This window comes from Nitrospirota bacterium (genome assembly GCA_004296885.1).
In the GTDB taxonomy this organism is placed as follows: Bacteria; Nitrospirota; Nitrospiria; order Nitrospirales; family Nitrospiraceae; genus SYGV01.
The window spans coordinates 104968-131258 of record SCVN01000007.1; the positions used below are offsets into that span (position 1 = coordinate 104968).

General features: G+C 61.1%; 23 protein-coding genes and 1 tRNA gene. 5 read left to right on the top strand and 19 right to left on the bottom strand.

The annotated features are described in order from the left end of the window. Positions 1 to 68: 68 nt before the first annotated feature. Positions 69 to 770: a hypothetical protein gene (locus tag EPO61_03960; GenBank protein ID TAJ09880.1), complete on the bottom strand. Its 702-nt coding sequence runs from the start codon at positions 768 to 770 to the stop codon at positions 69 to 71. Positions 771 to 1332: 562 nt separating this feature from the next. Here EPO61_03960 and EPO61_03965 point away from each other — a divergent pair. Further along, on the top strand, positions 1333 to 2802 hold the full coding sequence (locus tag EPO61_03965) for a hypothetical protein (protein ID TAJ09881.1): 1470 nt from the start codon (positions 1333 to 1335) through the stop codon (positions 2800 to 2802). A 209-nt stretch (positions 2803 to 3011) separates the two neighbouring features. Here EPO61_03965 and EPO61_03970 read toward each other — a convergent pair. The 3 genes from EPO61_03970 to EPO61_03980 all read right to left on the bottom strand — a co-directional run bounded on the left by EPO61_03970 (position 3012) and on the right by EPO61_03980 (position 5004). Continuing rightward, positions 3012 to 3098, bottom strand: a tRNA-Leu gene (locus EPO61_03970). A gap of 65 nt (positions 3099 to 3163) precedes the next feature. Continuing rightward, complete coding sequence (locus tag EPO61_03975; protein ID TAJ09882.1) at positions 3164 to 4564, bottom strand: sigma-54-dependent Fis family transcriptional regulator; 1401 nt, start codon at positions 4562 to 4564, stop codon at positions 3164 to 3166. A 119-nt stretch (positions 4565 to 4683) separates the two neighbouring features. After that, positions 4684 to 5004 (bottom strand): hypothetical protein, encoded by a 321-nt coding sequence (locus EPO61_03980; GenBank protein TAJ09883.1) that lies wholly within the window; start codon positions 5002 to 5004, stop codon positions 4684 to 4686. 182 nt (positions 5005 to 5186) lie between these two features. On the opposite strand from EPO61_03980, the gene pyrE reads away from it, so the two are divergent. After that, positions 5187 to 5759 carry an orotate phosphoribosyltransferase gene (pyrE, locus tag EPO61_03985; protein ID TAJ09884.1) on the top strand — a complete coding sequence of 191 codons (573 nt, stop codon included), beginning with the start codon at positions 5187 to 5189 and terminating at the stop codon, positions 5757 to 5759. Between the two features lie 47 nt (positions 5760 to 5806). Here pyrE and EPO61_03990 read toward each other — a convergent pair whose 3' ends face one another. Beyond that, complete coding sequence (locus EPO61_03990; protein TAJ09885.1) at positions 5807 to 6127, bottom strand: hypothetical protein; 321 nt, start codon at positions 6125 to 6127, stop codon at positions 5807 to 5809. A gap of 9 nt (positions 6128 to 6136) precedes the next feature. On the opposite strand from EPO61_03990, the gene EPO61_03995 reads away from it, so the two are divergent. Continuing rightward, complete coding sequence (locus tag EPO61_03995) at positions 6137 to 6646, top strand: rhodanese-like domain-containing protein (protein ID TAJ09886.1); 510 nt, start codon at positions 6137 to 6139, stop codon at positions 6644 to 6646. 99 nt (positions 6647 to 6745) lie between these two features. Here the strand turns inward: EPO61_03995 and EPO61_04000 are convergent, their stop codons facing one another. Next, a complete protein-coding gene (locus EPO61_04000) occupies positions 6746 to 7627 on the bottom strand; it encodes a hypothetical protein (GenBank protein TAJ09887.1) in 882 nt (293 codons plus the stop codon). Positions 7628 to 7810: 183 nt separating this feature from the next. Between EPO61_04000 and EPO61_04005 the strand changes: the two genes are divergently transcribed. Next, on the top strand, positions 7811 to 8236 hold the full coding sequence (locus EPO61_04005) for a CBS domain-containing protein (protein TAJ09888.1): 426 nt from the start codon (positions 7811 to 7813) through the stop codon (positions 8234 to 8236). A 19-nt stretch (positions 8237 to 8255) separates the two neighbouring features. On the opposite strand, the gene EPO61_04010 is transcribed toward EPO61_04005, so the two are convergent. From EPO61_04010 to EPO61_04070, 13 genes are all read right to left on the bottom strand, one after another. Continuing rightward, positions 8256 to 10058, bottom strand: coding sequence for a caspase family protein (locus EPO61_04010; GenBank protein ID TAJ09889.1), 1803 nt, complete (start codon positions 10056 to 10058; stop codon positions 8256 to 8258). 85 nt (positions 10059 to 10143) lie between these two features. Next, entirely contained in the window at positions 10144 to 11748 is a 1605-nt protein-coding gene (locus EPO61_04015; GenBank protein TAJ09890.1) for an NADH-quinone oxidoreductase subunit N, read from the bottom strand. Beyond that, positions 11648 to 13324 carry an NADH-quinone oxidoreductase subunit M gene (locus EPO61_04020; protein TAJ09891.1) on the bottom strand — a complete coding sequence of 559 codons (1677 nt, stop codon included), beginning with the start codon at positions 13322 to 13324 and terminating at the stop codon, positions 11648 to 11650. Before EPO61_04020 ends, EPO61_04015 begins: the two co-directional genes overlap by 101 nt. 53 nt (positions 13325 to 13377) lie before the next feature. Beyond that, on the bottom strand, positions 13378 to 14976 hold the full coding sequence (locus EPO61_04025) for an NADH-quinone oxidoreductase subunit M (GenBank protein TAJ09892.1): 1599 nt from the start codon (positions 14974 to 14976) through the stop codon (positions 13378 to 13380). Positions 14977 to 14998: 22 nt separating this feature from the next. Further along, positions 14999 to 17008: an NADH-quinone oxidoreductase subunit L gene (locus EPO61_04030; protein TAJ09893.1), complete on the bottom strand. Its 2010-nt coding sequence runs from the start codon at positions 17006 to 17008 to the stop codon at positions 14999 to 15001. A gap of 84 nt (positions 17009 to 17092) precedes the next feature. Beyond that, positions 17093 to 17395: an NADH-quinone oxidoreductase subunit NuoK gene (nuoK, locus tag EPO61_04035; GenBank protein ID TAJ09894.1), complete on the bottom strand. Its 303-nt coding sequence runs from the start codon at positions 17393 to 17395 to the stop codon at positions 17093 to 17095. Continuing rightward, positions 17392 to 17916, bottom strand: coding sequence for an NADH-quinone oxidoreductase subunit J (locus tag EPO61_04040; GenBank protein TAJ09895.1), 525 nt, complete (start codon positions 17914 to 17916; stop codon positions 17392 to 17394). Before EPO61_04040 ends, nuoK begins: the two co-directional genes overlap by 4 nt. A 13-nt stretch (positions 17917 to 17929) precedes the next feature. Next, on the bottom strand, positions 17930 to 18517 hold the full coding sequence (gene nuoI / locus EPO61_04045) for an NADH-quinone oxidoreductase subunit NuoI (GenBank protein TAJ09896.1): 588 nt from the start codon (positions 18515 to 18517) through the stop codon (positions 17930 to 17932). Positions 18518 to 18594: 77 nt separating this feature from the next. Further along, the gene (locus EPO61_04050) at positions 18595 to 21306 is read right to left on the bottom strand and encodes a 4Fe-4S dicluster domain-containing protein (protein TAJ09897.1); all 2712 of its coding nucleotides are present in this window, start codon (positions 21304 to 21306) and stop codon (positions 18595 to 18597) included. A 94-nt stretch (positions 21307 to 21400) separates the two neighbouring features. Further along, complete coding sequence (gene nuoD / locus EPO61_04055) at positions 21401 to 22648, bottom strand: NADH dehydrogenase (quinone) subunit D (GenBank protein TAJ09898.1); 1248 nt, start codon at positions 22646 to 22648, stop codon at positions 21401 to 21403. 7 nt (positions 22649 to 22655) lie between these two features. Beyond that, positions 22656 to 23168 (bottom strand): NADH-quinone oxidoreductase subunit C, encoded by a 513-nt coding sequence (locus tag EPO61_04060; GenBank protein TAJ09899.1) that lies wholly within the window; start codon positions 23166 to 23168, stop codon positions 22656 to 22658. Then, positions 23165 to 23692, bottom strand: coding sequence for an NADH-quinone oxidoreductase subunit B (locus EPO61_04065; GenBank protein TAJ09900.1), 528 nt, complete (start codon positions 23690 to 23692; stop codon positions 23165 to 23167). Before EPO61_04065 ends, EPO61_04060 begins: the two co-directional genes overlap by 4 nt. 76 nt (positions 23693 to 23768) lie before the next feature. Beyond that, positions 23769 to 24152, bottom strand: coding sequence for an NADH-quinone oxidoreductase subunit A (locus EPO61_04070; GenBank protein ID TAJ09901.1), 384 nt, complete (start codon positions 24150 to 24152; stop codon positions 23769 to 23771). 346 nt (positions 24153 to 24498) lie between these two features. Between EPO61_04070 and EPO61_04075 the strand changes: the two genes are divergently transcribed. Further along, positions 24499 to 26241: a hypothetical protein gene (locus EPO61_04075; protein ID TAJ09902.1), complete on the top strand. Its 1743-nt coding sequence runs from the start codon at positions 24499 to 24501 to the stop codon at positions 26239 to 26241. Positions 26242 to 26291 lie beyond the last annotated feature (50 nt).

Sequence of the window (26291 nt, forward strand, 5' to 3'; positions counted from 1 at the left end):
ATCCCTCGCCAGATAGGCCAGACCGCAAGCTTTTCGCGCTGACTCTCCCAACGCGCCCCTCATCATCTTTACTTTCCCGTCCTTCTCTTCACGTAAATCCGAATCATCTGACCAATCATCTCGCAGTCGTCCTCCTCCACATTAGCGGGAAGGATCAGCGTAGCCATTCCCTTATCCGGGATGGGAAACGAAAACTTCACGGCTCCCTGGCCCGGTGTCACTATCGCTTGCTCGTCCTCATTCTCGTTCGCCGCCTCCGCCGCTGCCTTCTCCTTCTTCGCCTTAGCCTTGCTCCGATCTGGACGGGCACGCGGCTTATTGAGGATTAATGGCGACAGGGTCACGCCCGCCTCCGTCATGGCCGATTCAAAAAATCGAACGGTCTTGTCCAAGACTTCGCCCTGTGGTCCCCACTCTCGGAAGCGTTCGACAAGCATGCCAGGGGTGGCACTCTCCAACTTCAAATCCTTGACGATGGGTTTGTACGCTGGGACCATGACCTCGCGCATTGCTTCCTTCCACTCAGGCGTTTCATAGGCATTCACCAGTTTCGTCAGTAATACTGTGGTCGCGCTGTTTTCATCAATCAACTTGAGGTAGCGTAAAGCGGTGATTAGTTGCGAGGCCGTGCTGCCTGCGTAATTGGTTAGCACGCTCCCGTCAATGCGATCAGGGACAGTTGTCTCTTTTAGTTTCTGGACGAATCCTTTAAGGGTAACGAGGGAAATGTACGGTGGGAGAGGGTTTTTAACGTTCTCAGATTGTGCCATGTCGACCTCCTTCTGTTATGCTTAAAAAGAATATGCTTTCTGAAACGGAATGTCAATAACTTGGAAGGATTTTTTACTAGCATGAATGTATTAAATAAATCAATGCCTTGCATTAAAAAGTCTTTTTATGTTAGACAGTCTATAGTCTTTATAGATTTTTTAAATGAGGATGGCGCAGCGGTCAAGCCAAGTCCAGACAGACGCGAACGGCCTCTCGTTGTTTCCAGGCTGCAGCTGTTTAGAAGCGATCTCGGTCTGTTTGAAAGATTGCGGGTGGCCTATGAGAAGAGTGATGCAAAGAGATTACGGAAACTGTGGGCTGAGGCGATACCGTGGGAGCCTAGATAGACAATTTAGATGGGGGAGGAGAGGCTGTGCATCATGCACAGGTCATCGAGCGACGATTACATAATGTAATTCAAATGTACTACCACTCCGCCGATTCCTGCCCTTGCATTTCGGATGGCGAGCGACTACTGTTGACGCATCGTGCAGAGTCATTTTCGAAAACGCCGCCGCACAATCTGACACCCCCACGTGACGCTGCAAGTGAAGCCGGCAAGTGAAACTCCAAGTGAAGCTGATTGACCTGATCCAGCACTATGCCCGAGCCCTGGCCGTAGCGCGCGACACGGCCGTCACGCGCGGGCTGGATGCGCCGATTCACGCGGATGGCGGGAGAAAAATGGCGACGGCCGGCACCCTGCATCTGTACGGGTTCCACGTGCCGGCCTCGGCGCCCTTGGCCGAAGATGTCCCGGTGACGATCATTCCGCCGGGAGACCAGGAGCCTACCGAAGGATTCGTCGTCGGCCACGACGACCGCACCGCGCTCATCCAAACCTTCGACGCATTCGGCCAGACCGTTGAGTCGGCCAGCATCATTCCGGATACCACGGCATTCTTCGACACCGCCTCGAAACGCCTCGCGGACATGGCGGTCAAGTCGGATGCCTATACGTTAGGCCCGGCAGAGAGACTCACGCCCTGGCTCTCCCCCGAAGCTTCCCACGCCGAACTGTTGGCACGCGGCCCCGTGACAACCGCGGCCTTCGGCACCCTCTGGGAGGAAGATCCGGCCGCCAGACGGGTCAAGCTGGCGACCCTGGCGATCGAATTGGCACGGAGCAACAAGCGCACCCTGCTGATCAGCCCGAGCCATCGCCACTCCGACGATATCCTGGGCGTCATCGCCCGAGCGATGAAAGCCGCCGGCTTGACGTTCAAGAGTCTGCTCTGCCGGTACGAGATGCCGCTGCAGCCAGAGGCCAGCGGCATGGCCCTCCCCGAACTGGGCTTTGAGGCCCAGATGCATCACTTCTATGCCCGGTCACGCGCCGACAAGGCCGCACTGCGGCGCAAGTACGAGCGGTTCCGTGAGCTCACGCCGCTCCTGGCCTACAAGGCCCAAAAGCAACGGGACCTCGACGAGGTCAAGCTCCTGGAGTGGAGGCTCTTGACCCAACTCAGCGATTTGCAGCGCAAGATCAAAGAAATCGCCACGACACTGGCCGAGTATGAGTCGCTGCCGATTTGGAAGCGGCTGGCCATGCAGACAGGGGGCAAGAATGTCGCCTCCCTGGGCGAATACAAACGCATCTATGAAGAACAGGTTCAGGGCCTGTTGCGCGAGTTGGAGATCGCCAAGCACCGGATCGACGAGCTCAGCCCCGAAGCCGCCATCCCCAAGGACCTGCGCCCCGAATACGACGAACTGAGGGACGACATCAAGAAACTGGGCGGCACCAAGCAGATCCGGGAAATGCTCGCCGCCGAGGAAGACACCAACCGCCAGGCCTTCCTGCAAAACAAACGGATCGTGGCCACCACGGCGGCTCGGGTCATCTCCGACCCTCTGTTCGGAAAGGTGCGCTTCGACGTGCTGATCGCGGACGAGGCGCCGTTGATCCCGGCCGCCTTGTTGTTGGCGGCCGCCGGCCTCGTGCGGGAACGGATCGTCCTCAGCGGAGACCCGCGGGATATCGCGGCGGCGAGCATGTGGGCGATGAACGCGGCGGCAAGAGAACGTTGAGCGGTGTCAGTGGCAATGAAGCAAAGAGTCGATGGAGGCACTCCTACCAAAGATTTACCGGAGGAGCTTCTCCGGAGGCAACCGTTAGATCAAGCTTAAAAGAGCCGCCGGCTCAACCGAAGGTTGGTGCGAAGAATCTCAGCCTACTGGAGGCAAAGTAACTATCCGCCCACACATGATCGAAGCGGGTGGTTCACGCAAGCGAGGTATGGTGCCGAAGGCGGGATTTGAACCCGCACACCCGTTAGGGCGCTAGACCCTGAATCTAGTGCGTCTGCCAGTTTCGCCACTTCGGCACAGGGCTGCATTATCACTGAATTAGGCACAAGCCGTCAAGCAACGGAGTGGGGCCTTCTGGGATTCAGGCCGGTCTGGCCGGCGGAATCTGATACCGTTTCATTTTGAGATAGAGGGTCTTGTAATCCACCTGCAAGCGCCGTGCGGCTTCGGCTTTGTTCCAACCGGCTTCTTCCAGCGCCTTGAGAATGGAGGCCCGCTCCACCTCCCCCGACGTCCTCCGGCGGAGTTGCGAGAGCGATTCCCTCGGCTTCATCGCAGGCTTCGGAATCTCCGCCGGCTCATCGGACTGGGTCCGTATCTGTTGCGGCAGATGCGCAGGCTCGATCAGATGATCAGCCAGAATCACCGCCGAACGAACGGCATTGTCCAGTTCCCGCACGTTCCCCGGCCACCGATAAGCTTCCAGCGTGGCCATCGCGTCGGCGCTCAGACCGCGGATCGATTTCTGATAGGCCCGGTTGGCCTTCATCAGCATGTAGTGGGCCAGGAGCGGGATGTCTTCTTTCCGCTCACGCAGCGGAGGCACCGTCAACATCACCGTGTTCAAGCGGTGATAGAGATCCAGGCGAAAGCTGCCTTCGTCCACGCGCTGCTGGAGACAGGAATTGGTCGCCGATAGGACTCGGACGTTCACGGACACCTGCTGGTTGCTCCCCAACCGTTCCACCATGCTGGTCTGCAGCACCCGCAGCAGCTTGGGTTGGCTGTGGAGTGGGATATTGCCGATCTCATCCAGCAGGAGGGTGCCCCCTTCCGCCAGTTCCAGCTTCCCCGGCTTGGTCTGCGTGGCACCGGAAAAGGCCCCGCGCGCATAGCCGAAGACCTCCGCCTCCACCAACGTGTCGGGGAGCGCGCCGCAATCAAGCGGGACGAAGGGCCCCTTGCGCCGCGCACTCAGCGCATGGATGGCCCGCGCCACTAATTCCTTTCCGGTTCCGCTCTCGCCGAGGATCAAGACCGGCACGTCGAAGGGTGCCACCCGCTTGATCTGGTCCCGCAGCGCTTGCATCGGGGCGCTGGCCCCGACCAGGTCCCGCAAGGACACCGGCAGGAGCGCCCCTCCGGACAACTCTTCCATCTCCGCGCTCAGGTACTGCAGCCGCAAGCAGTTGCGGACGGCGATCGCCAGACGGGACAAGGCCAGTGGCTTGGTCAGATAGTCGAACGCGCCGGCCAGGACGGCGGCTTCGGCATCCTGGCTGGTGCCATAGCCGGACAGCACGATGACGCGATAGTCTCCCAGTTCAGGCAGGAGCTGCTCTTTCAACAAGTCGAGGCCGTTGGCGTCTGGCAGGCGAATGTCGAGGAGGAGGAGATCGGGCGGCTGTTGGCGGATCGCGGCAAGCGCCGCGGCGGCGCTGCCGGCGACGAACGGGGCATAGCCCTCCCCCCGGAGAAACTGCTCCAGCATGTGCTGGACGCTCGGATCGTCGTCGACAATGAGAATGCGCTCGTCAGCCATCACGCCCGTGCCGCACGGCAACGCTCGGGGCCAATCCTCGACGTGCCTGCGGTATCTGATCTTTACCAGAACCCCGCCGAAATTGCGAGGCGCGACGGCCCGCGCAGGGTCCAGGCTGCTTACCGGTCCTTCTGACGGTCGTGCTTCTCCTTCGCGATGTGACGGCTGGACCGGTTGAGGTCTTGCTGCAGCTTCCTCCGCTCGGTCGCATCCAGCTTCCCATCGGCTTTCATCGCGGACTCCTCCTCACGGATGCGCGCCTGTTCATGCTCCAACCGCGTCGCCTCTTTCGGCGTCATCTGACCGCTCTGAATGCCCTGCTGAATCCTCTGCTGTTGGCGCTGTTCCCGTCGGTCGATGCCGGGCGATTGTGTCTGCGCAAGGGCCGGCAGGGCCACGGATGTCACAAGCAAGCCCAGCATGAAGAGACGCATGCCCATGGTGAACTCCTTTCGTGAGTATGATAAACGGCTGCCCCACCCGATGGAGCAACGCTACCGCCTCGGCTCGTAATGATCAAGCACCACCGGGGTTTTGTCCAGTGGCACATGCCTGGTGACACCTGTCCCTGCTTCCCGCTATACTGCCCGTCCAGCAACCGGACTTCGACGTGGGGGATCGCATGCTGACGCACGACTTGGCCAAGGCCTTTGTGACCACGCAAGCCTTCAAATGGGACCCGGCCGGCGGGTTTACGTTGGCTTCCGGCGCCACCAGTCCTTTCTACGTGGACTGCCGCGTGGTCATGGCCCATCCGGGCCCACGCCAGCTTGTCTCCCAAGCGGCTTACGAAGCCCTCCGCGCGGTGGACTGCGACTGCATCGGCGGGCTGGAGATCGGGGCCATCGCCATCGCCACGGCCATTTCCGCCTACGCCTACGGCGCTTCGCCGCGCCGGAACTGGCGCACCTTCGTCGTCCGCAAGCAGCCCAAAGACCATGGGCTCGGCAAGCTGATCGAAGGAGCCATGCAACCAGGCGACCGCGCCGTGATCGTGGACGATGTACTGACCAGCGGAGGGTCGCTCCTCAAGGCGGTGGCGGCGGCGCGGGCAGCCGGACTCACCGTTGACCATGCCTTAGTGATCGTGGATCGAAAGGAACAGGAAGGACGGGCGAAGGTCGAAGCCCAGGGCGTCACGCTCCTGAGCCTCCTGACGATCGACGACCTGCTGGCCGCGCAGCAGAAGTTGTAGGTTGCGAGTCGGAAGTCCAGCTCAAAACTCATACCTGCCGCCAGCGACTATTTGCATCTGAACTGGATGCCCCACCGCCGTTCGGCGATCGCTTCCTGAGTCCCGGCCAGTTCCTGGATCCGAACCCGTCCCTTCGCCTCCGCTTCTTTCACGACCGTATAGCCAGCGGGGCACCGCTGCTCGATGATCTCGAACGCGTCTTTCCGGAACTTCGAATACATGTAGCCGCTCTCCCCTTTGAACGGATACACGACAATCCCTCCTGTCTCCGTCTCCTTCATCAGCTTGGCCCCTTCCGAACAGCCCATCGCCGCCGCCATCCAGGCCAGCAGCATCAGCGCTCGAAAGGGCCTTGACCATCGTTTCATAGGGACTTTATGATGTCGCATTATGCTCTCGACTATAGGGCCCGGCCGGCCGGACCAGGCCCCGGCAGGAGGAGGCACGTCATGATGCACCGACGATTGGCTTTCCGAATCGGCACCTGGCTTGGGTTGGTCTTGCTGTGTCTGGTCGGAAGCGAACCGGTCGGCGCACACCATTCCTACCTGCTCACCGTTCAACAACTTAAAGCCGGCCTGTCCAAGGCCGCGACCCCCTCGTCCAAAGGGTTCTTTCTGATCGACGTCCGATCCCCGGAAGAGCATGGCACCGGAGTCATTCCCGGCACGGACCTGAACATCGAATACACCGAGATCAAGGCCCGCCATCGGGAGATCGGCGCGACGCCGGACGATCATATCGTCGTCTACTGCCAGAGCGGACACCGCAGCAACATCGCAGCAGAGACATTGGCCGACCTCGGCTATACCCACGTCTACAACGTTGCCGGCAGCATGAACGCCTGGGTAGACGCCGGCTATCAGGTCGCGCAACCGGGACGCTGACTCACTATAAATAGATAGTGAAAGGTGAACGGTGAATGACGGGCTCCTGACCGGGGCCTCTGATCCGGCTTCACTCACCACTTCACTGTTCACGATTCACTATTTGCGCGGAACCAGCCCGATCACGGCCGGCAACGGAATATGCTCTCCCTTGCCTCCTTCGACCAATGCCTCCCAGGACCTTGGGCCGCTGCGCGGCTCAGCCCCCGCCAGCAGTTCTTCTCCGATCAACAGGTCCGAGGACGATCCTCCATCCATAGCCATGGCTTGGCGCACCGCTGGATAGTCCGACCGCAAACAATCGGCCAAGGCCCAGAGTCCGGCCGGTTCGACTGTTTTCATCACCAAGATTTGGCCGGCGCCATCCTCCCCCACCACCGTCTGATAGGCGCGCTTGCCGCTTTGGCGAACCCGGATCTTGCCCGTTCGGTCCAGCAACATAAGGGACTGGGCCGCCTCCAGATAGGCCGGCTGCGTCTCGGAAAACGGGTCCACCGTCAAGTCCAGCACGCGTGCTTTTCTAAGTCCCGGGTCAAGCGGTTCCGCCACAAACAGTCCTAGCCACTGAGGATGCCGCTTGCTTCCCAGCGACCGTCCGTCCTTGAACAACAAACCCAGGTAGGCAAAGTTTTCGCGGAAGAGTCCGGCATTGAACAGCACGGAAGCCCTGGTGCGACGGTGCCACTCTTGGATCGTCAACGGCTCGGCCAATTGTTCCTGTCGAAAGTGGTAGGTCGAAAACCGAACTTTGGCCGGATCCGCGCGGACCACATAGACGGGCGGCACATCGTCCTGGCACCGGGGGCCCGGCGTCCAGACCGCCGCCTCGACGCCATCCAGCACCTGATCCCACACCAAGTCCTGCGCCAGGGCCGATCCCGACAGTCCGGCCCACAAGCCCACCAGCATCAGCATGGAGAAAGCCGGGCCCAAGGCCGACCGATGACCACCGCCAGCGCCTCTTTCAGATTCACATGGCATGCGCCATTCCCTCCGTCACACCGATGGGGATCGAGTATAGAGAGGCCTATTGAGAGCGTCAATGTGCCACCATGATCCCGCTGCACCATCGACCCGTGAGGCTCAGGCAAAGTTGACAGAACCTGATGCCGAGGCCAAAATACGGGTTCGAGATGAGGCACAGGCCACCTTCTTTGAAGGGCCATGACCACCACGAGCGGCACGCAACCGAGAGCGCATTCTTCGGTGGCCGACTATGCCCATCGTGAGGTCAAGACGATTGAGGAGGAGGCGACGATCCAGGAAGCGGGCAAGCGCATGGCCCGGTTCAACATCGGCTCTTTGTTGGTGACGAACAACGGGACTTACGTGGGGATGCTCACCGATACTGATCTCGCCCGAGTCGCCGCGGCCCGAGGGCTCAACCCGACCACCGAACCGGTGCGGTCAATCATGAGCCGCGAGATCACCGCCATCGAAGGACACCGGTCCATGGAAGAAGCTCAGACGTTCATGAAGTCCAGAGGCATCAGGCATCTGGCCGTCCTAGCGCAAGGCACGATCGTGGGCATCGTGACACTCAGCGATGTACTCCACTATTACCAATCCATTGCACCTCTGCGCCGGTAAGTTCCGGACAGCCCTGTGATCACTTTCGCTGGATGAGCTTGACCGGCGGCTGGGCGGACAGGGCGGGCGGGATAATGAGCTGGGGCACCTGCTCGGTGTTGTACGTGCGGCGCGCAATCCGCTGGACCTGCGGCTTGAGATAATCGAAGAGCTCCTGGACATCGATCGTCCCGTCGCCGTTGGCGTCGGCCTCCCCGCCCATCCCTTGCAGCGCATAATAGGTGAAGAGTCCGTGGCCCGTTTCCTGATCGGCCAGACTCAGATTACTGCCCGATGTGGCGGCCAGGACCACCGCCTTGGAGCTGCTGGCCATGCCTTCGACCGTCAAGACCATCGGTTTCGCCCCCTTGGCAAGCACGGAACGTCCTCCGGCCCCCGAGAAACAGGAATCGAGCATCACCACAATGTTTTTGGTCGGGAGTTTTTCCAGCGTCTGATAGAGCCGCTTGAGCGGATAGCCGGTCTGTTCGATAAAGGCCGGGTCCCCGTCATAGGGCACAAGGTAGGCCTCTCCCGTGTCGGCCTTCGGGGCGCCGTGCCCCGAGAAATAGACGAACAGACTGGAGTTCGCGTCCACATTGTTCTTGAGCCAGGCTTCGAAGTACTTCTCCAGATCCGATTTGGTGGCCTGCTCGTTCAGACGCAGGATCACATTTTCTTCCCGATAGCCCCCTTGGCTGGTCAAGAACTGCGCCATAGCTTTGGCGTCTTGGACGGCGAATTCGGCCCTGGGAATGCGTTCCCGATACTGCTCGATGCCGACCAGGATCGCGTACCGGTTGGCCTGCGGCGCAATCGGTTGGCCGGCCTTGCCGACGGCCTTCTCCAGCTTCTGTTTCTCCTCCTCAATCCGCTTCTTCTTCTCTTCGATCTGCTGTTGCACCGACGCCAGCTTCTGCTGTTCCTTCTTCTGTTCCTCAACCTGGCGCTCCTGCTCTTCGAGCGCCTTCAATTCCTTCTCCGCCTGGCTGAGCGAGACACTGCCCCCCACCCGGTTCTTTTTCTCCTCCTCGATCCGCTTCTTCTTCTCTTCGATCTGCTGCTGAATCGCGGCCAGTTTCTGCTGCTCCCGTTTCTGCTCCTCCTTCTGCTCCGCAATCTGCCGCTCCTGCTCTTCGAGCGCCTTGAGGTCCTTCTCCACCTGTCTGAGCGCGGCGTTGCCCCCCGGCTTCGCCGCCAGCTTGGGGATGGCGCCTGGCTGGTAGGCCGCCAATTCCTGCTTGACGGTCTCAAAGACCTTGACCACCGCATTGTACAAACCCCGCTGCGCAAGCTCGGCCATCTTCTCCTCCGGCCCGATCGGGCTGAAGTGGTCGGTGGCCTTGGTCGGTTCGGTCTTGGCCCACAAAAGACGGCCGGTCCGCGCATCCCGCAGGTTGGCCTCCACCGTCACGGTGATTTCATAGCTCATGATCGGAGCCAACGGCTCGCCGAAGGTCAGCGGAATGGCCGCGATAAAAATCGCGTTCATGTCGCCGCTGCTCTTCGTGTCGATCAACTGGAGCTGGAGAATCAGATCCACGCCGAACTGGTCGAGGATGTCCTGGGGGGCAATGTAGCGGGTTTCGGGAGGCAGGAGGATCACGTCGGTGAAGTATTGGCCTGGCGCCAAGCCCAACCTGCGCCGGTCCGGATCGGCGAAGGCTTTTTTGAGCGCCTCCCCCGTCACGTGGACGCCCAACCGGGCCGGAATCGGTTTCGACGGGAGCGCCGGTTTCGCCACTTCGGTAACGGCGAGCGTCCCGCAGGCGGTCAGCAGCAGCAACGGAGCCGCGAGCAGTCCCCACCAGTGCCCGAGTCGCGTCCCTTTGCGATGGCGCATACGTACCTCCCGTTTGTCCTTGCCGATGCAGGGACAGATGTATCCCAATTCACAAAAGGATTGCAAGAACGCGAGTCGAGGGAGGCTACCCGCCGAAGGGCAGGGCGGACGGAGGCCCCGCAGCCGCGGCGGGGGCCGCGAACTGGGAGAACATCATGCTGGCGGAGACCACCCAGTCGATAAACGGCTGGGGGTAGATGCCCAGAATCACAGTACCGGCCAGGCACACGTAGATCACCGCCTGCATAGGCGCGGAGACGGTCAGCGGCGAGGGATCGGTCGGCTCGTTGATGTACATTTTCTTGACCACGATCAAATAGTAGTACATCGAGATCACGATGTTGATGAGCCCGACAAGGATCAAGGTGTAGAGCCCTTCGTTCATCGCCGCCACGAAGATGTAGAGCTTGCCCAGAAACCCGGCCAGCGGGGGCACGCCGGCCAGCGAGAGCAGGAACATGATCATGGCGAACGCCAGAAAGGGCGACCGCCGGTTCAACCCGCTGTAATCTTCGATCTCATCGCTGTGAATCTGGTTGCTGACCGCGATCACCACGGCAAAAGCCCCGAGGTTGGCGAACAAGTACGTCAGGAGGTAGTACAGGATCGCGTCGCTGCCCATCTTGGTGCCGGCCGCGAGCCCGATCAGCAGGTTGCCGATCTGGGCGATGCCCGAATAGGCCAGCAGCCGTTTGATGTTCTTCTGCGCGATGGCCACGATGTTGCCGTAGGTCATCGAGAGGATCGAGGCCCCCACCAGCAGCAGGACCCAGGCCGGCTTGAACGTGGCCAGCGAGACGAAGAACATCCGCAGCAGGATCGCGAAGGCGGCCCCCTTGGGCGCAATCGAGAGGAACGCCGTCACCGGCGTGGGCGCGCCATGGTAGGTGTCCGGAATCCACGAATGGAACGGCACCGCCCCGATCTTGAACCCCAGCGCGGCGAAGATCAGCAGAAAGCCGATGATGAGGCCGGGCGTGGGCTTGGCCGACGCAATGTCCGAGAAGACCAGCTTGCCCGTCTCTCCGAAGACCAGGCTGATGCCGTAGGCCAGGAGCCCCGCGACGAAGACGCCCAGGATGAAGAATTTGAGCCCGGCTTCGTTGGACGACACCTCATCCCGCAGGTAGGCCACCAGGACGTAAAACCCGAACGTCGAGAACTCCAGCGTGATGAACATCGACAGGAGATCGTTGGCCGAGGCCATGAACATCATGCCCAGGGCGGACATCAGGACGAGAAAGTAATATTCGCCCTTGAAGAACCGGAAGCGCCGGACATAGTCGATCGAGATCAGGACGACCAGGGCGGTGGCGCCCACGATGAAGATCTTGAAAAAGATCGCCAGCCGGTCCACCACGAACATGTTGTTGAAGAGGACGCCGGTCACGCCGGCACGGTCGAACCAGGCCAGGTTCAGCAGCACCGCCGCCAGCCCGCCCACGCTCAGGTAAGCCAGCCGGTCCTTGGGGAGCCGCGGCATCGCGAAGTCCACGATCAGGACCACGCAGAGCCAGACGGTCAGCAGGATCTCCGGCAACATGAGGAGGAGATCGGACCCGGACATGGAGAAGTTAAAAATCATTGGATTACCGCTTTTCCATTTCGGATTGGCCGACCCCACTCGACGCGGCGACGCGGCGAGCGGGCGACACGGCGATCTCCGCGTCCCCGTGTCCCCGCGTCCCATGCTCTCGAGTGGTCAGCGGCGTCACCTGGGTGATCCGGGACACCAGGGGATCCGTGCCGGCCCGGATGACCTTGTAAAAATGTCCGGGGAAAATGCCGAACGTGATGCTGCAGGCAATCATCAACAGCAGCGGCATCCGGTCCACCATCGTCACCGCGTCGTGGGCATGGCTATAGTGGGCGTCCATCGGGCCATAGAAGACCCCGCGCATCATCCGGAACAGATAGGCCATGGTCAGCACGATGCCCACCACCGCGACGAATACCTGAAAGGGGTACTTGTTCCAGCTCCCGACGAGGATCATGACCTCGGCGATGAAGTTCACGGTCCCGGGCATCCCGATCGAGGCCATGCAGGCGATCAGGAAACAGCCGGCCACGAAGGGCATGCGGTTGACCAGCCCGCCGAGCGAGGGGATGTCCCGCGTATGGGTCTGGTCGTACACCCATCCGGCCATGGCGAAGAGCATGCCCGTGGCCATCGCGTGGGCGAACATGTACAGGACCGCCCCGCTCAAACTGATGTAATCCAGCGCGGCCATGCCCAGGAAGACATACCCCATGTGGCTGGAGCTGGAATAGCCGATCACGTACTTCGTATCCTTGGCATAGAAGGCCACGAACCCGCCGTAGAGCATGCTGAACACGCAGAGCACCGCCGCGATGGGCATCAACTCGCGGGTAGTCTCCGGAAGAATCTCGAAAGCCACGCGGATGATCGAGAAGTGCCCGAGCTTCATCAACACGCCCGCATGCAGCATGCTGGTGGCGGCCGGGGCGGCCGCGTGCCCGACCGGCGACCAGGAGTGCAGCGGCCACAGCGGCGCGATCGAGGCGAAGCCGAAGAAGATCAGCAGCCAAATAAGATCCGCCAGCGGCCCGGAGAAATGCGCCTTCTCGCGCAGGGCCAGAATATCGAACGTGTGCAAGCCGGAGAATTTGTAGATCAGCAGGATGCCCAGAAGCGAGAGGATGGCGCCGGCCGACAGGAACAGCGTCAGCTTCATCGCCGCATATTCCTTGCTGTTGGAGCCGAAATTGAACAGGAACGCCACCGAGTCCCGTTTTTTCAACCCCTCCGGATCGGTCATGGCGAGATAGCCCTTGGTGTGACTACCCCACATGCCCAGCAGCAGGTACATCGGCAGCACCGACATCTCGTAAAAGAAATAGAGGAAGAACAAGTCCAGCGACATGAACACGCCGATGGTCGCGGCGGCCAGGACCAGGAGCACGATGTAGAATTCCTTGGTCCGGTCCTTGATGTGCCAGGAGACGAAGATGCCCGCAAACAGCAGAATGGACGAAGCCAGGACCAGCGGGGTTCCAATGCCGTCCACCCCCAGGTAGAAAGCGATGCCCAGTTCCTTCGACCATTCGAAGCGCTGGATGAACTGGTACCCGCCCTTATCTGCATCGAAGGCGAAGAAGAGGTAGAAGGAGGCGAGCAATGAGACGCCGGCCGAGGCGGCGGCGATCAGGCGGACCGCCATCGCCTTGCGGTTCGACACGAACAGCAAGGCGATGGCTCCGACGAACGGCGCAAACAGAATATAGAGCAGTGCGTACTGGCCCATGAGCGTCTTTTTTTACTTCCTTTTCACTCCGAAAGTGACGGGCGGACAAGCCCCTACTGCGCGCGTCCGCCGAGCATATTCTGATGTGCGCGGCGCGCGAGCACGGGGGGCTGGCCGCCCGGCGCTTCCGCCACCGCACCCTTGTCCAACCGCTCGACCAGTGCCTGCACCGAACCGTTCATCATCCTGAGGAACGGCGAAGGATACAGCCCGATCCAGAAGATCATCACCGACAAGGATACGGCGATGACCAACTCGCGCGCATTGAGATCCGTAATGGCCTGCCCCGCCGCCTGCGCCAACGGCCCCAGCATTGCCCGTTCGTAGTACCAGAGGAAATACGCCGCCCCGAAGACCACCCCGGTCACCGCGACTGCGCCGTACAGCCAGTGCGCCTGGAAGGCGCCCAACAGGATCAGAAATTCGCCGACGAACCCGTTCGTCCCAGGCAGGCCGATCGAGGCCAGTCCGACGATCAGCAGATAGGTCGCGAGCAGCGGCACCTTCTTGGCCAGCCCGCCGAACGCCGCCAATTGCGTGCTGTGCCGCCGCTGGTAGAGAAAGCCGGCCAGGAAGAACAATCCGGCCGTGCTGAAGCCGAGGTTGATCATCGTCAGCAGGCTGCCTTGCAAGCCCTGAAAGTTCAGCGCAAACAAGCCGGCCACCACGAAGCCCAGGTGGCTGATGCTGCTGAAGGCCAACAGCCGGCGGAAGTCCGGCTGGACCAGCGCCACGATCGCTCCGTAAATGATGGCCAGCAGCGCCAGCGTCATCATCGTGCTCGCCACCCCGGGGCTCTTCGAGGCATCCGGCAGGAGCGGGAGGCTGAAACGGATGAACCCGTACGTGCCCAGCTTGATCCCGGCCAAAAAGACCGCCATCCCGATCGGCCCTTCCAGCAACGCGTCCGGCAACCAGGTGTGGAAGGGGAACATCGGTGCCTTGAACGCCAGGCCCATGAAGATCAGCCAGAAGATCAGCACCTGTTTTTCGGCGGGAATCGGAATCGTCAGCAATTGCAAAAAGTCGAAGGAATAGGCCGGCTCGATGTGATGGACCACGGCCCAGTCATGGTAGTTGAGATCCAGCAACACGATCCCCACCAACATGAACACGCTGCCCAGCAACGTGTAGAGCACATACTTGAGCGCCGCATACTGCCGCTCCGCCCCGCCGCCCCAGAGCTTGATCAGGAAGTAACTCGGGATCAGCATCAATTCCCAGAAGACGAAAAACAGGATCAGGTCCAGCGCCGCGAAGATGCCCATCATCGTCGTCTCGAGCGCCAGCAAGGCCACGAAATAGAGCTTGATCTGATGCCGGACCGTGTCCCAGGAGTAGAGCACCACCAGCACGGTCAAGAAAGCCGTGAGCCCGATGAACAACACGCTGATCCCGTCCAGCCCCAAGTGGTAACTGATACCCAGCGGCGGAATCCAGGCCAGGCGCTCCGAGAATTGCATCGCCGCGGACTCGGGCACGAAGCGCAGCAAGACGATGACGGTGAGCACCAGCTCCAGGAGCGAGATCCCCAGCGCCGCATTCTTGATCAGGTCCTCTTCCTCGAGCAGCGCGAGCAGGATCGCGCCCAGGAGGGGCAAAAACAGGATCAACGAGAGGATCGGAAATCCGAATGTGAGTTCCTGCAGCATGAACCGTTCCGTCTCCCGCCTTCTATTTCAACATCCCGCCTGATCCGGTCCACCAAGCCAGGACGAGATGGACCAGGATGAACAAGCCGGCCACGATAATCGCGGCGTAGTGATGCACCTGCCCGCTTTGAATCTTCCGCCAGGAGCGCGCCAGGAGGTGGTTGGCATAGCCGATCGCGTTGAGCCCTCCGTAGATCACGTACTTCTCCAGCCAGGTGCTGCCCGCCGCACTCGACTGGGTCAGCTCCCCGACCCCGACGACGAGCCGGTCAATGACGTGGCGGTCGAACCAATCCCAGACCAACCCCAGCTTCTTGGTCGGTTCCACGAACAGGGCATCATAGAGTTCGTCCACGTAGTACTTGTTCAGCAGCGTCCGATAGACGCCCGGAGACCGTTCCGCCCAGGCCGCCGCAGTCTCGGTGCGCAGGCTGTAGAGATAGTGGGCCAGCCCCCAGCCGGCCAAGGCGATGGCCGTGGCCGCCAGCATCAGCGTCACGACCAATCCGGACCCCGCGTCATGCCCCGAGACCTCCCCCCCGACTTGCGCCGTTACCTTGTGCAGGAAGTGGTGGAACCACCCGTCTTCCGGCGGTACCCCGGGAAATCCGCCGAGCACCGACAGGGTCGCCAGCACGACCAGCGGCCCGAGCATGATCGGGGGCGATTCGTGGATATGTTCGGCTGTGTGATGGTCCACGCGGGAGCGGCCGTAAAAGGTCAGGTACGTCAACCGGAACATGTAAAAGGCGGTCAGAAACGCCCCGATCGCGGCCATCCCATATAAAACATAATGGCCGTGCACGAAGGCGTGGGCCATGATCTCGTCCTTGCTCCAGAACCCGGCTAACGGGAAAATGCCGGCGATCGCCAAGGTCCCGACCAGGAACAGTCCGTGCGTCCAGGGGATTTTCGACTTCAGCCCGCCCATCTTCATGATGTCCTGTTCGCCGTGCAGGGCATGGATCACCGAGCCGGCCGACAGGAACAGGAGGGCTTTGAAGAAGGCGTGGGTCATCAGGTGAAAGACCGCCGCCGTGTAGGCCCCGATCCCGCAAGCCAGGAACATGTAGCCCAACTGGCTGACCGTGGAATAGGCCAGGACCCGCTTGATATCCGTTTGCACGAGGCCGATCGTGGCCGCGAAGAGCGCCGTCGTCCCGCCGACAATGGCCACCGTCGTCATGGCCACCGGCGCCATGTCGTAGATGACGTGGTTTCGCACGATCATGTAGACGCCGGCCGTCACCATGGTGGCCGCATGGATGAGGGCGCTGACCGGGGTGGGGCCTTCCATCGCATCCGGGAGCCACGTGTACAGGGGCAACTGGGCCGACTTGCCCACGGCCCCGATCAACAAACACAGGGCGATCGCCGTCGCCATTTCGGTGGATAGCTGGCCAGCCTGGGCGAACACCTGCTGGTAATCCAGCGTCTTGAAGTTCTGGAACACCAGAAAGATGGCGAGCAGGAACCCCGCGTCCCCGATCCGATTGACCACGAAGGCCTTGGAGGCCGCCTTGGCCGCGGACACCTTGTCGTAGTAGTAGCCGATCAACAGGTACGAACAGAGGCCCACGCCTTCCCAGCCGATGAAGAGGACGAGGTAGTTGTTCCCCATCACCAGCAGGAGCATGGAGACCATGAAGAGGTTCATGTACGTGAAGAAGCGGGTAAAGCCCTCCTCGCCGTGCATGTACCCGACCGAATAGAGGTGGATGAGGAACCCGACGCCGGTCACCACCAGCAGCATGATGCATGTAAGGGGATCGATCAGGAAGGCCAGGTTGACCGTGAGGTCGCCGCCGAAGATCCATTTATAGGCGACGACTTCCCTCGCGGTGCCGGAGCCCAGCGTCTCCGCGAAGACCCCGATCGCGCAGAGGAACGAGAGGCCCACCGAGCCCCAGGCCAGCCGGTGCGCCATCTCGTGGGAATAGCGGCTGCCCAGCAGACCGTTCAGGAGCACGGCCACCAGCGGAAAAACCGGGATGAGAATGACGATCAGATCGGACACGTTACTCCGCCAGATTCAGGATGCTCAAAACGGCCAACCAACGCGGCCGCAGGGGCTGAGCGACCGAGAACAAAGTTGGGGACCATTTTCAGCATCCTGCTACCACTTCAAGAGATTCATTTCGTCCACGTTTGTGGACAGCTTTCCGCGGAAGACTACGATGATGATCGCCAGCCCCACGGCTGCCTCCCCGGCGGCGATCGCAATCACGAACAGGGCGACAATCTGTCCGGCCATGGACTCCAGGTAATGGGAGAAGGCGACCAGATTGATGTTCGCCGCGTTGAGCATGATCTCGACCGACATCAACACGATGATGAAATTGCGACGGACCAACACTCCGATCAGGCCGGTGGCGAACAGGATCGCGCTGACGGCCACATAGGCGCTCAACGGGATCATGGTTCATGCTCCACATCGGCGACGGTTGGCGTTTTCGCCAGCACGATCGCCCCGATGATGGCCCCCAAGAGGAACACTCCGACGATTTCGAACGGGAGCAAATAATCGCTGAACATCTTGATGCCGACCGCGTAACTATCTCCGTCTTTCAGCACGGCTTCGGCCGGCGCATCGCCCTTCGCCCCTGCATAGGGGGATCGGAGCAGCAGGATCAGCAGTTCCCCGCAGACCGCCGCCGCCGCGAACAGGATCACCGCATAGCGGGAGTGGAGATAGCGTTCGTCGGTCTTGAGGTTCAGCAGCATCAACACGAACAGATAGAGGACCAGAATCGCGCCCGCATAGACGATGACCTGCACGGCGAACAGAAATTCGGCATTCAGCAGGACGAACAGCCCCGCTACGTGCAACAGCAGGGTCAGCAGCGCCAGGCCGCAATGGACCGGGTTGCGCAACGCCACGGTGAACACTCCCGCGGCAATACTCACGAGCGCGAAGTAGACGAAAAAGAACAGCGTCATGAGCCTATTGGGTTTATGTCAAATGCTTCGGCGGCGGCTGTGTCGCCTTCAGCACCGACTGGGGGAAAAAGTACCGGTACTCCCGGCTTGACTGGTCGTCCTTCTCCTGATGATGGGCGACCAAATATTTTTTTGCGTCGTCGATATATCGTTCACCGATCTGATACAGCCGCGGCTTGTCGAACAGGAGGGTCCGCTTGTCGTGGGTGGAATACTCGTACATCTTGGTCATGGCCAGCGCGTTGACCGGGCAGGCCTCCACGCAGTAGCCGCAAAACACGCACTTCGTGATGTCGATGTAGAACTCGCTCGCATACCGCTGGAGCGGGCGGTCCCGATCCTCGGTGCTGATGACTTTGATGCAATGGGACGGGCAGGCGGCTTCGCAGAGGTCACAGCCCACGCACCGTTCGCGCCCGTCGTCGTACCGCAGCAGGCCCAGCGCTCCGCGATGGGTGTCGGGAATGGTCCGCTGCTCCCGCGGGTACTGGAAAGTGATCGGCTTATAGAACATGTGCTTGAACGTGACCTTCATTGCGTCCCAGATTTCATAGAACAGGGCCGCCTCAAGAAGCTTCTTGGTCAATACTCCGACGCGCATCTCTTTTAGCTCCAGAGCTGCAGCTCTCAGCTTTCAGCCCAAACGGCTAGCTGAAGGCTGACTGCCGATGGCTCGTTTCACACCTTCTCGATGGCCACCGCCGTCAGCTTGAACGAGGGCACGCCCGTCACCGGGTCCATCTCGACGGCCATCAGATCCTTGACCGGCGGTTCGTTGAAATGTTCGGGGAAGAAGCAGGCCCCGGGTAACAATGCCTGGTCCGCTTGCACCCCCATCTCCAGCGACCCCCGCTCCGAACTCACGCGCACCCTTGCCCCGTCGCTTAGGCTCAAACGCTCCATGTCCTGCCCGTTCATGCGGAGCTTGCCGGTATTCGGCGCAATCTTGATCAAGCCCGAGGCCTGGGTCGAAAGTTTGCCCGAGTGGTACAGGAGTTGTCCCATTACCAGCCCGAAGGGACGGCCCTTGTCCCGCGCGGCGGCCGACGCGCCCCCTCCGTACCGACCGGCCAGGTGCGACGCATAGCCGTTGGACAAGTAGCCCTCCGGCCTCGGCGCGATCTTTTTGGGTTGGCCCAGGTTGTAGTAGCCGGGCAACAGTTTCATGATTTCGTTCTGAATGTCCTGCGGGGATTCGTAGCTCAATTCATAGCCAAGTCCATTGGCCAGCGCGGTCATGATGTGCCAGTCCGGCAGGCTCTCTCCGATCGGGTCCATGGTCTGGCGGACACGCTGGACCTTGCCTTCCTGGTTCGTCACGGTCCCGTCCTTTTCGGCGAAGGTGCAGGCCGGCAGAACGAAGTGCGCCATCTGCGCCGTGTCGGTCAGGAACGGGTCCTGGACCACCAACAGGTCCAGTTTCGCCAGAGCGTCCTTGACGCCGGACGAAGCCGGCAGCGTCGCTAGCGGGTTTTCCCCGATGACGTACAGCGCCTTGATCTGACCATTGCGGCAGCGATTGAGAATCTCCGCCAAATGCACGCCCTTGCCAATCGGCGGCAGCATGACCGGCTTGTCCTTGCCCCAGGCCTTGGCGAACTTGGCTCTCGCCGCTTCATCATCAAACCGGGCCTGACCGGGCAGGAACTCCGGCGCTGCGCCCAAGTCCATCGCACCCTGCTCGTTGGCCTCCTCGACCACCGTGTTGATGCCGCAACCGGGCCGGCCCAGCTTGCCGGTGATCCAGGCCAGGTCGATCAGGGTCAGCACGTCGTGATACCCGCCGGAACGGCGGACGATCCCCTCACCACAGATGATGACGGCGCGCGGCGCTTCGGCAAAGATCGCCGCCGCTTCGTGAATCTGCGCGACCGACACCCCGGTCTGCGCGGCAATGGCATCCAGCGACAAGCCGGCGGCCGCTTGCTTGAGCGCCGCAAAGGCCTCCGGGTGCTTCCCGACCGTCTCTTCATCCACCAGATCCTGTTCGAGCACGGACTTGACCAGCCCCTGCGCAAACAGGCCCTCCGTGCCGGGCTTGACCAGCGTCGGATGGGATGCGAGCTTGGCCATGTTGGTGTTGGCCGAGTTCACCACGATCACCTGAGCGTGATAGACGCGGATCGCTTCCTTGATCCTGATACTCGCCACCGGGTTGGTTTCGGTGATGTTCGATCCGATCACAAGGATGGCCTTGGCCTTGGTGATGTCCTCGGAGTCGTTGGTCATCCGCCCGACGCCCAGAGCCTGCCGGACCGCGTGAACGAAGTTGGCATGGCCGTAGCGCGCGCTGCTGTCCAGTTGGTTGGTCCCGATCGCGGCGCGCATGAGCTTCTGGAACAGATAGAGTTCTTCGTTGGTGCAGCGTGCCGTGATGAGGCCGCCAATGGCGTTCGGCCCATGCTGCGCCTTGATCGCCGCGAGACGATCCACGACCTGATGCATGGTCTCCAGCCAGGGCGCTTCGGCCAGCTGTCCGTCCCGTCGCGCCAGCGGCTGGCGCAGCCGGGCCTGGCTGTCGATGAACTGGAACCCGAACCGTCCGCGGACGCAGATGCCGCCGTGCCCCTTGGCTGTCTCGGCCCGGTCTCCCCACTTGTTTTTCCAGGAGAGCGGAGCGGTCACGCGGACCACTTCGGTGTCCTTGGTCTCCACATACATCTGGCAACCGTCGCCGCAGTAATTGCAGGTGGTCGTCGTTTTCTTGAGCTGCCAGGGCTTGTAGAGATACTTGGAGTACTTGTTGGTGATCGCCCCCACCGGGCAGACCGCCAGGCAGTCACCGCAGAACTCGCAGGAGAGGGCCACGTCGCCCTTGGCCACCACCTGGGTGAACCCGCCTTTTTTGGTGAACTGCAGGGCGTCGATCATCAGCACGTCCTTGCAGATGTTGATGCACTCGCCGCAGGCGATGCAGCGGTTCATGTTGAAATCCAGCACGAGGCTGCGGGTGTCCTCCGGGATCAGCTTCTGTTTGGCATTGGCCAGGTTGGTCACCTGATGCTGGAAGGCCATGTCCTGCAGTTCGCAATGCCCGTCCGCGTCGCAGACCGGACAGTCCAGCGGGTGTACGGAGAGGTGCTTCTCCACCGCTTTTTTGCGGGCCAGGAAAAGATCATCGCCTTCCGTGCGGATGATCATGCCGGCAGTCGCCTTGGCCGTGCAGGAACGGACCGGCGCCTTCTTGCCTTCCTGCATCACCAGGCACATGCCGCAAGAGCCGAACGGGTCGAACGTATAGTGGTAGCACATGGCCGGGATGATCTTGCCCGTGCTGGAGATGACGTCGTAGAGCGACACCCCGTCCTTAGCCGTCACCGTGCGCCCGTCGATCGTCAGTTCGATCGCCGCCGCTTCGACTTCCGGATTGGTCGCTGGTTTCAAACCCATGCTTTATCTCCAACGCTGAACGATGAAGGCTGAACGATGAACTGGGAAACCGGCCACCTTACATTCACCGTTCATCATTCATACTTCATCGTTTCTAACGATCGCACTCCCCCATCACGATGTCGTAGGTCCCGAAGATCGTGACCGCGTCCGCGATCATATAGCCGCGCGACATGAAATCGAACGCCCCCATATGAATGAACGACGGGGCGCGGATCTTCAGCCGGTAGGGCTTTCCGCCCCCCTGGCTCACGATATAGAAGCCGAGCTCGCCCTTGTGGGCCTCGGTCCCGCAATAGATCTCGCCCTTGGGCGCGTCAAACCCTTGCGAGAAGAGCTTGAATTGCTGGATCATGGACTCCAGGTTCGTGAACACCCGATCCTTGGGGGGCAGGGTCACGCTGGGCACCTCGGCCATGACCGGACCCTCCGGCGGCATCTGGTCGAGACATTGCTTGATGATCTTCACGCTCTCGCGCATCTCCTCGACCCTGATCCAGTACCGGTCGTAGGTGTCGCCGTTCTTGCCCACCGGCACGCTGAACTCGCAACGGGGATAGGCCGCATAGGGCTCATATTTGCGGAGATCATAGTCCACGCCAGACCCGCGCAACGTCGGTCCGCTGAGCCCGAAATTGACCGCGTCCTCCGCCGAAATCACCGCCACACCCTTGGTGCGCGCGACCCAGATCCGGTTCTTCTCCAGAAACACCACATACTCGTCGATCAAGGGCAGGAAGTAGTCCAGGAACCGCCGGAGCTTGTCGAGCAACGAGGGGGTAAAGTCCCGCTCCACCCCGCCGATCCGGTACCAGCTCGTCGTGAGTCGGGCGCCGCAGAGCTCGTCGAACCAATCCAACAGAATCTCCCGGTCGCGGAAGGTATAGAAGAAGACCGTCATCGCGCCGATGTCCAACGCCTGGGTCCCCAGCCAGAACTGGTGCCCGATGATCCGCTGCACCTCCGCCACAATCGTGCGCAGGTACTCGGCCCGCTCGGGGACCGTGACGTTCATCAGCTTCTCGACCGCGCGGCAGTAGGCGAAGTTGTTGTACATCGCGCAGACGTAATCCAGACGGTCCGTGTGCGGAATGAACTGGTGATAGGTGCCCTCTTCTGCCAGCTTCTCCACGCCCCGGTGCAAGAAGCCCATGACCGGCGTGGACTTGGTGATCCGCTCGCCTTCCAGTTCCAGAATCACCTTCAGCACCCCGTGCGTGCTCGGATGCTGCGGCCCCATGTTCAGGAGCAGCTCTTCGGTCCGCACCAGCGGCAGCGACTCGGTCTCCGGTCGGCCCGGATCGACTTTGTAGATGGTGGTCCGTTGGTCGTCGAGTTGCATCGCGCTGTTACTGGGCCCCTTCGTTCAGGAATTCGAACGTGTCCCGCCAGCCCTTGCCCTGGAGCGGGAAATCCTTGCGCAGCGGATAGCCTTCCGTATATTCGTCCGGCATCAGAATGCGGCGCAAGTCCGGGTGGTTGCGGAAGCGGATGCCCATCATGTCGTAGACTTCCCGCTCCATGAAATCCGCGCCCTTCCAGATGTCGGTCAAGGAATCCACCGTGCAGTCCGCCTCGGGCACCCGCGTCTTGAGCCGGATGCGATGCCGTTTCCGAATCGAGTAGAATTCCCAGACCGCCTCGAACCGTTCCTCGTCATCGGGCCAATCCACGGAGCTGACGTGCACGATATAATCGAAATCCATGCCGGGGTCATCGTGCAGGAACCGCGCGACGTCGTGGAGCGCCTTGCGCGTCACGGTGACGGCCAAATCACCGCGCCACTCTACGGCCTTCACGAAGCCTTCGGGAAACTCCTGCTGAAGGCGTTGGGCCAAGGGATGGGCAGGCGCGTCGCTCATGCCTTCACCGACTCCTTGACCTGCTCCGGCTGCTTGGTGAATACCCGCTTTTGCATGATCCGTTCTTGCAATTTCAGAATCCCGTCGAAGAGCGCCTCGGGAGTCGGCGGACAGCCCGGGACGTAAATGTCCACCGGCACGAACCGGTCCACCCCTTGCACGACACTATAGCTGTCATAGATATTGCCGGACGTGGCGCAAGAGCCCATGGCGATCACGTACTTGGGCTCTGGCATCTGGTCGTAGATTTTCCGGATGACGGGCGCCATCCGCCGGCAGACGGTTCCGGCCACGATCATCAGGTCCGATTGACGGGGAGAAGCCCGGAACACGCCGGCTCCGTAGCGATCCATGTCATAGCGTGAGGAAACGGCCGCGATCATTTCGATCGCGCAGCAAGCCAGCCCGAAGGTCATCGGCCAGAGCGAGCCCTTGCGCGCCCAGTTGACGGCCTTCTCGACCGTCGTCGTGATGACGTCCAGGTCTCCGTCCTTCTCGCGCTTGCCCAGTTGGATCAGTCCCATGTCACACCCAACGATGAATGGGGAACGCGACGCTCCCTTCGTTCATCACTCATCATTCTGCGTTCATCGTTGCCGCTCAGTCCCATTCCAACGCCCCCTTCTTCCAGGCATACACATAAGCCACCAGGAACAAGGCGATAAAGATCAGCATCTCGACCAGTCCGATAAATCCGATCTTGTAAAAGGTCACGGCCCAGGGATAGAGAAAAATCACTTCGATGTCGAAGATGACGAACAGCATGGCAAAGATGTAATACCGGACCGGGAAGGGCATCCGGGCATCGGAAAAGGGCTCGCTCCCGCACTCATAGGCGCTGAGCTTTTCCGCATCCGGATACTTGGGCTGGACCAGATAGCTGATCACCAGCGTCACGACGCCGAAAGCCAGCGCAATGACGATGAAGAGCAGGATCGGGAAATAGCGAGTCAAATACTCGAGGAGCAACTCGGTGCCGCTCACAAAACCCCCGCTCCCAACACCTTGACTTCCAATGGAAGTTCGGCATTTTAGTCGTGCCTCTCTGCCAATAGCAAGCGCACAAAGGACCTACGGGCTAGGAACCGAAAGCCCTAGCCACGAGCACGCAACGCTCCCATCGTTTTGTTTTTTCAGCGATCCTTGTCCGGAGGCAGATCGGCGGAGACGGGTGGCAAGCCGATTGAGGGCCATATCAGCAGGCCGGTCAAGCCTGCTCTGGTCGCCTGCGCATCTTGTCTTGGGGTGTCCGCAATCCCTGCGGAGGCTCGCCTGATGCGGCATCCCACTCGGCTTGGAGCGGGGACCGCGCTTTCGCCTTGTTCCGCCGGTGAATCTGAGTTTCAATCCGGCGGGGCAGCGGCCCGGGAAGGCGGACTGGTTTCGGACTGGCTGGCTTGGGATCATGGGCCATGGCATCCCTCACGGAGGGCATCCGATCTCGCATCACGTACACTGCACGCTAGCACCAGCAGAAACCGCCTGTCAAACCGCCAGACACGTAGAAGCTTTGCCGTCTTGGCTTGACAATGATCGTCAGTTTGCTATGGTTACGCCCATGTCTTGGCTTTGGCGTCGGAGGCCTATGAATTGCCGCCTGTTTCTAACCATTTGCGTCACGTTGGCCACAGGTCTCTTGCTGATCCAGGCTCCCGCCTCGGCTGACCACCCCGGCATCGAGAGCGTGCGCATGGGGGAAGCGGCCCTGACTTTCTCCTCAGGCTTTGTCCGTCCCTCGATGCCCATCGAAGGCATCGTCGGCCCCTTGAACGCCGACGCCCAGACAACCAGCAACAAAATGATTCTGGGCACCGGCGACCTGTGCTACCTGCAATTGACCAAAGCCAGCACCATCGAAGTCGGCGCCCATGTCACGATCTACCGACGCATCAACGAAATATTTCACCCGGCCAAGGGCAAGTACCTCGGCGATCTGTTCACCAACGTCGGCATCGGCCTGATCACGGAAATCACACAGGGGCTCGCCACCGTGCGCATCGTTCGCTCCTGGGGACCCATCAACGCCGGCGATCGCGCAATCCGCTTTGTCCCCCCGCCCCCGGAAGAACCACCGGTGCCGGGCCGCAGGCTGCCGAGCGTGCCCGGCTATATCATCGCCTTTCCGCCATCGCTCTCTTTGATCGCCCAGACGCATATCGTGTATATCGACTGGGGACGCAACGACGGGCTCCACACGGGAGACCGACTGGACGTGTTGCGGACCTCGGCGAACGTTCCCGTGCAGAGGATCGGCGAGTTGAAGGTGCTGGCCCTGGAAGATACGACGGCCACCGCCCTTGTCGTCCGCTCTACCGTGCCCTTTCTCCGTGCCGACCGGATCGCGTTCCAGGAACCAGCCCAGTCAGTCGTCCGCCGCTCCTCCGCAGAAACCATTGCCGAAGAAATGGACCGGCTGGCCAAAGCGGCACCGCCCGAGAAAGAAGCCACGCAACCGGCACTCGGCGCGCCGGAGCCTGGCCTTGATCTCTCCCGCCTCGCCGCCCTGGCTAAACAACTGGAGTTCGATCCGGGAGGCGCCCCGATCAGGCCGGCCGGACAAGCCGCGTTGAAAGAGATCGGCGAAATATTGAAAACCGTCTCGGACAAACAGATTCGCATCGAAGGGCACACGGACCGGATGCCGATCGGCCCTTCGCTTATAGGGCAATATTCGAATAACCTCGAACTCTCGAAGGCCCGGGCAAAAGAAATCGTCCGCTACCTCGCGGAAGAAGGCGGGGTGGATCCGGCCAACCTGATCGTTGTCGGACATGGCGACACAAAACCGGTGGCCAGCAACAGCACGGAGGACGGACGGAAACAGAATCGCCGGATTGAAATCGTGCTGGCGCCCAAGAAATCGCCTCCGTTGCTTTCCACCGGCCCGGCGGTCCAACCGGAACCCGAACGATCACCCGCTTCCTTGCCCGAACCAAATCCGCCAACACCGGCTGAACCGGCAAGGGTAGAGGAGGCCACTCCCCAATCCCCTCCGGTCGGCGAGCCGGCCCCCGCAACGAAGGGGGGGCCAGGAGACGCACCGCTTCCGCCCTCTCCGCCTTCGATTCCGTAGCCGGACAACCCCGCGTTTGCCTGATTGTTCCACCGCAACCCGACTGCTAA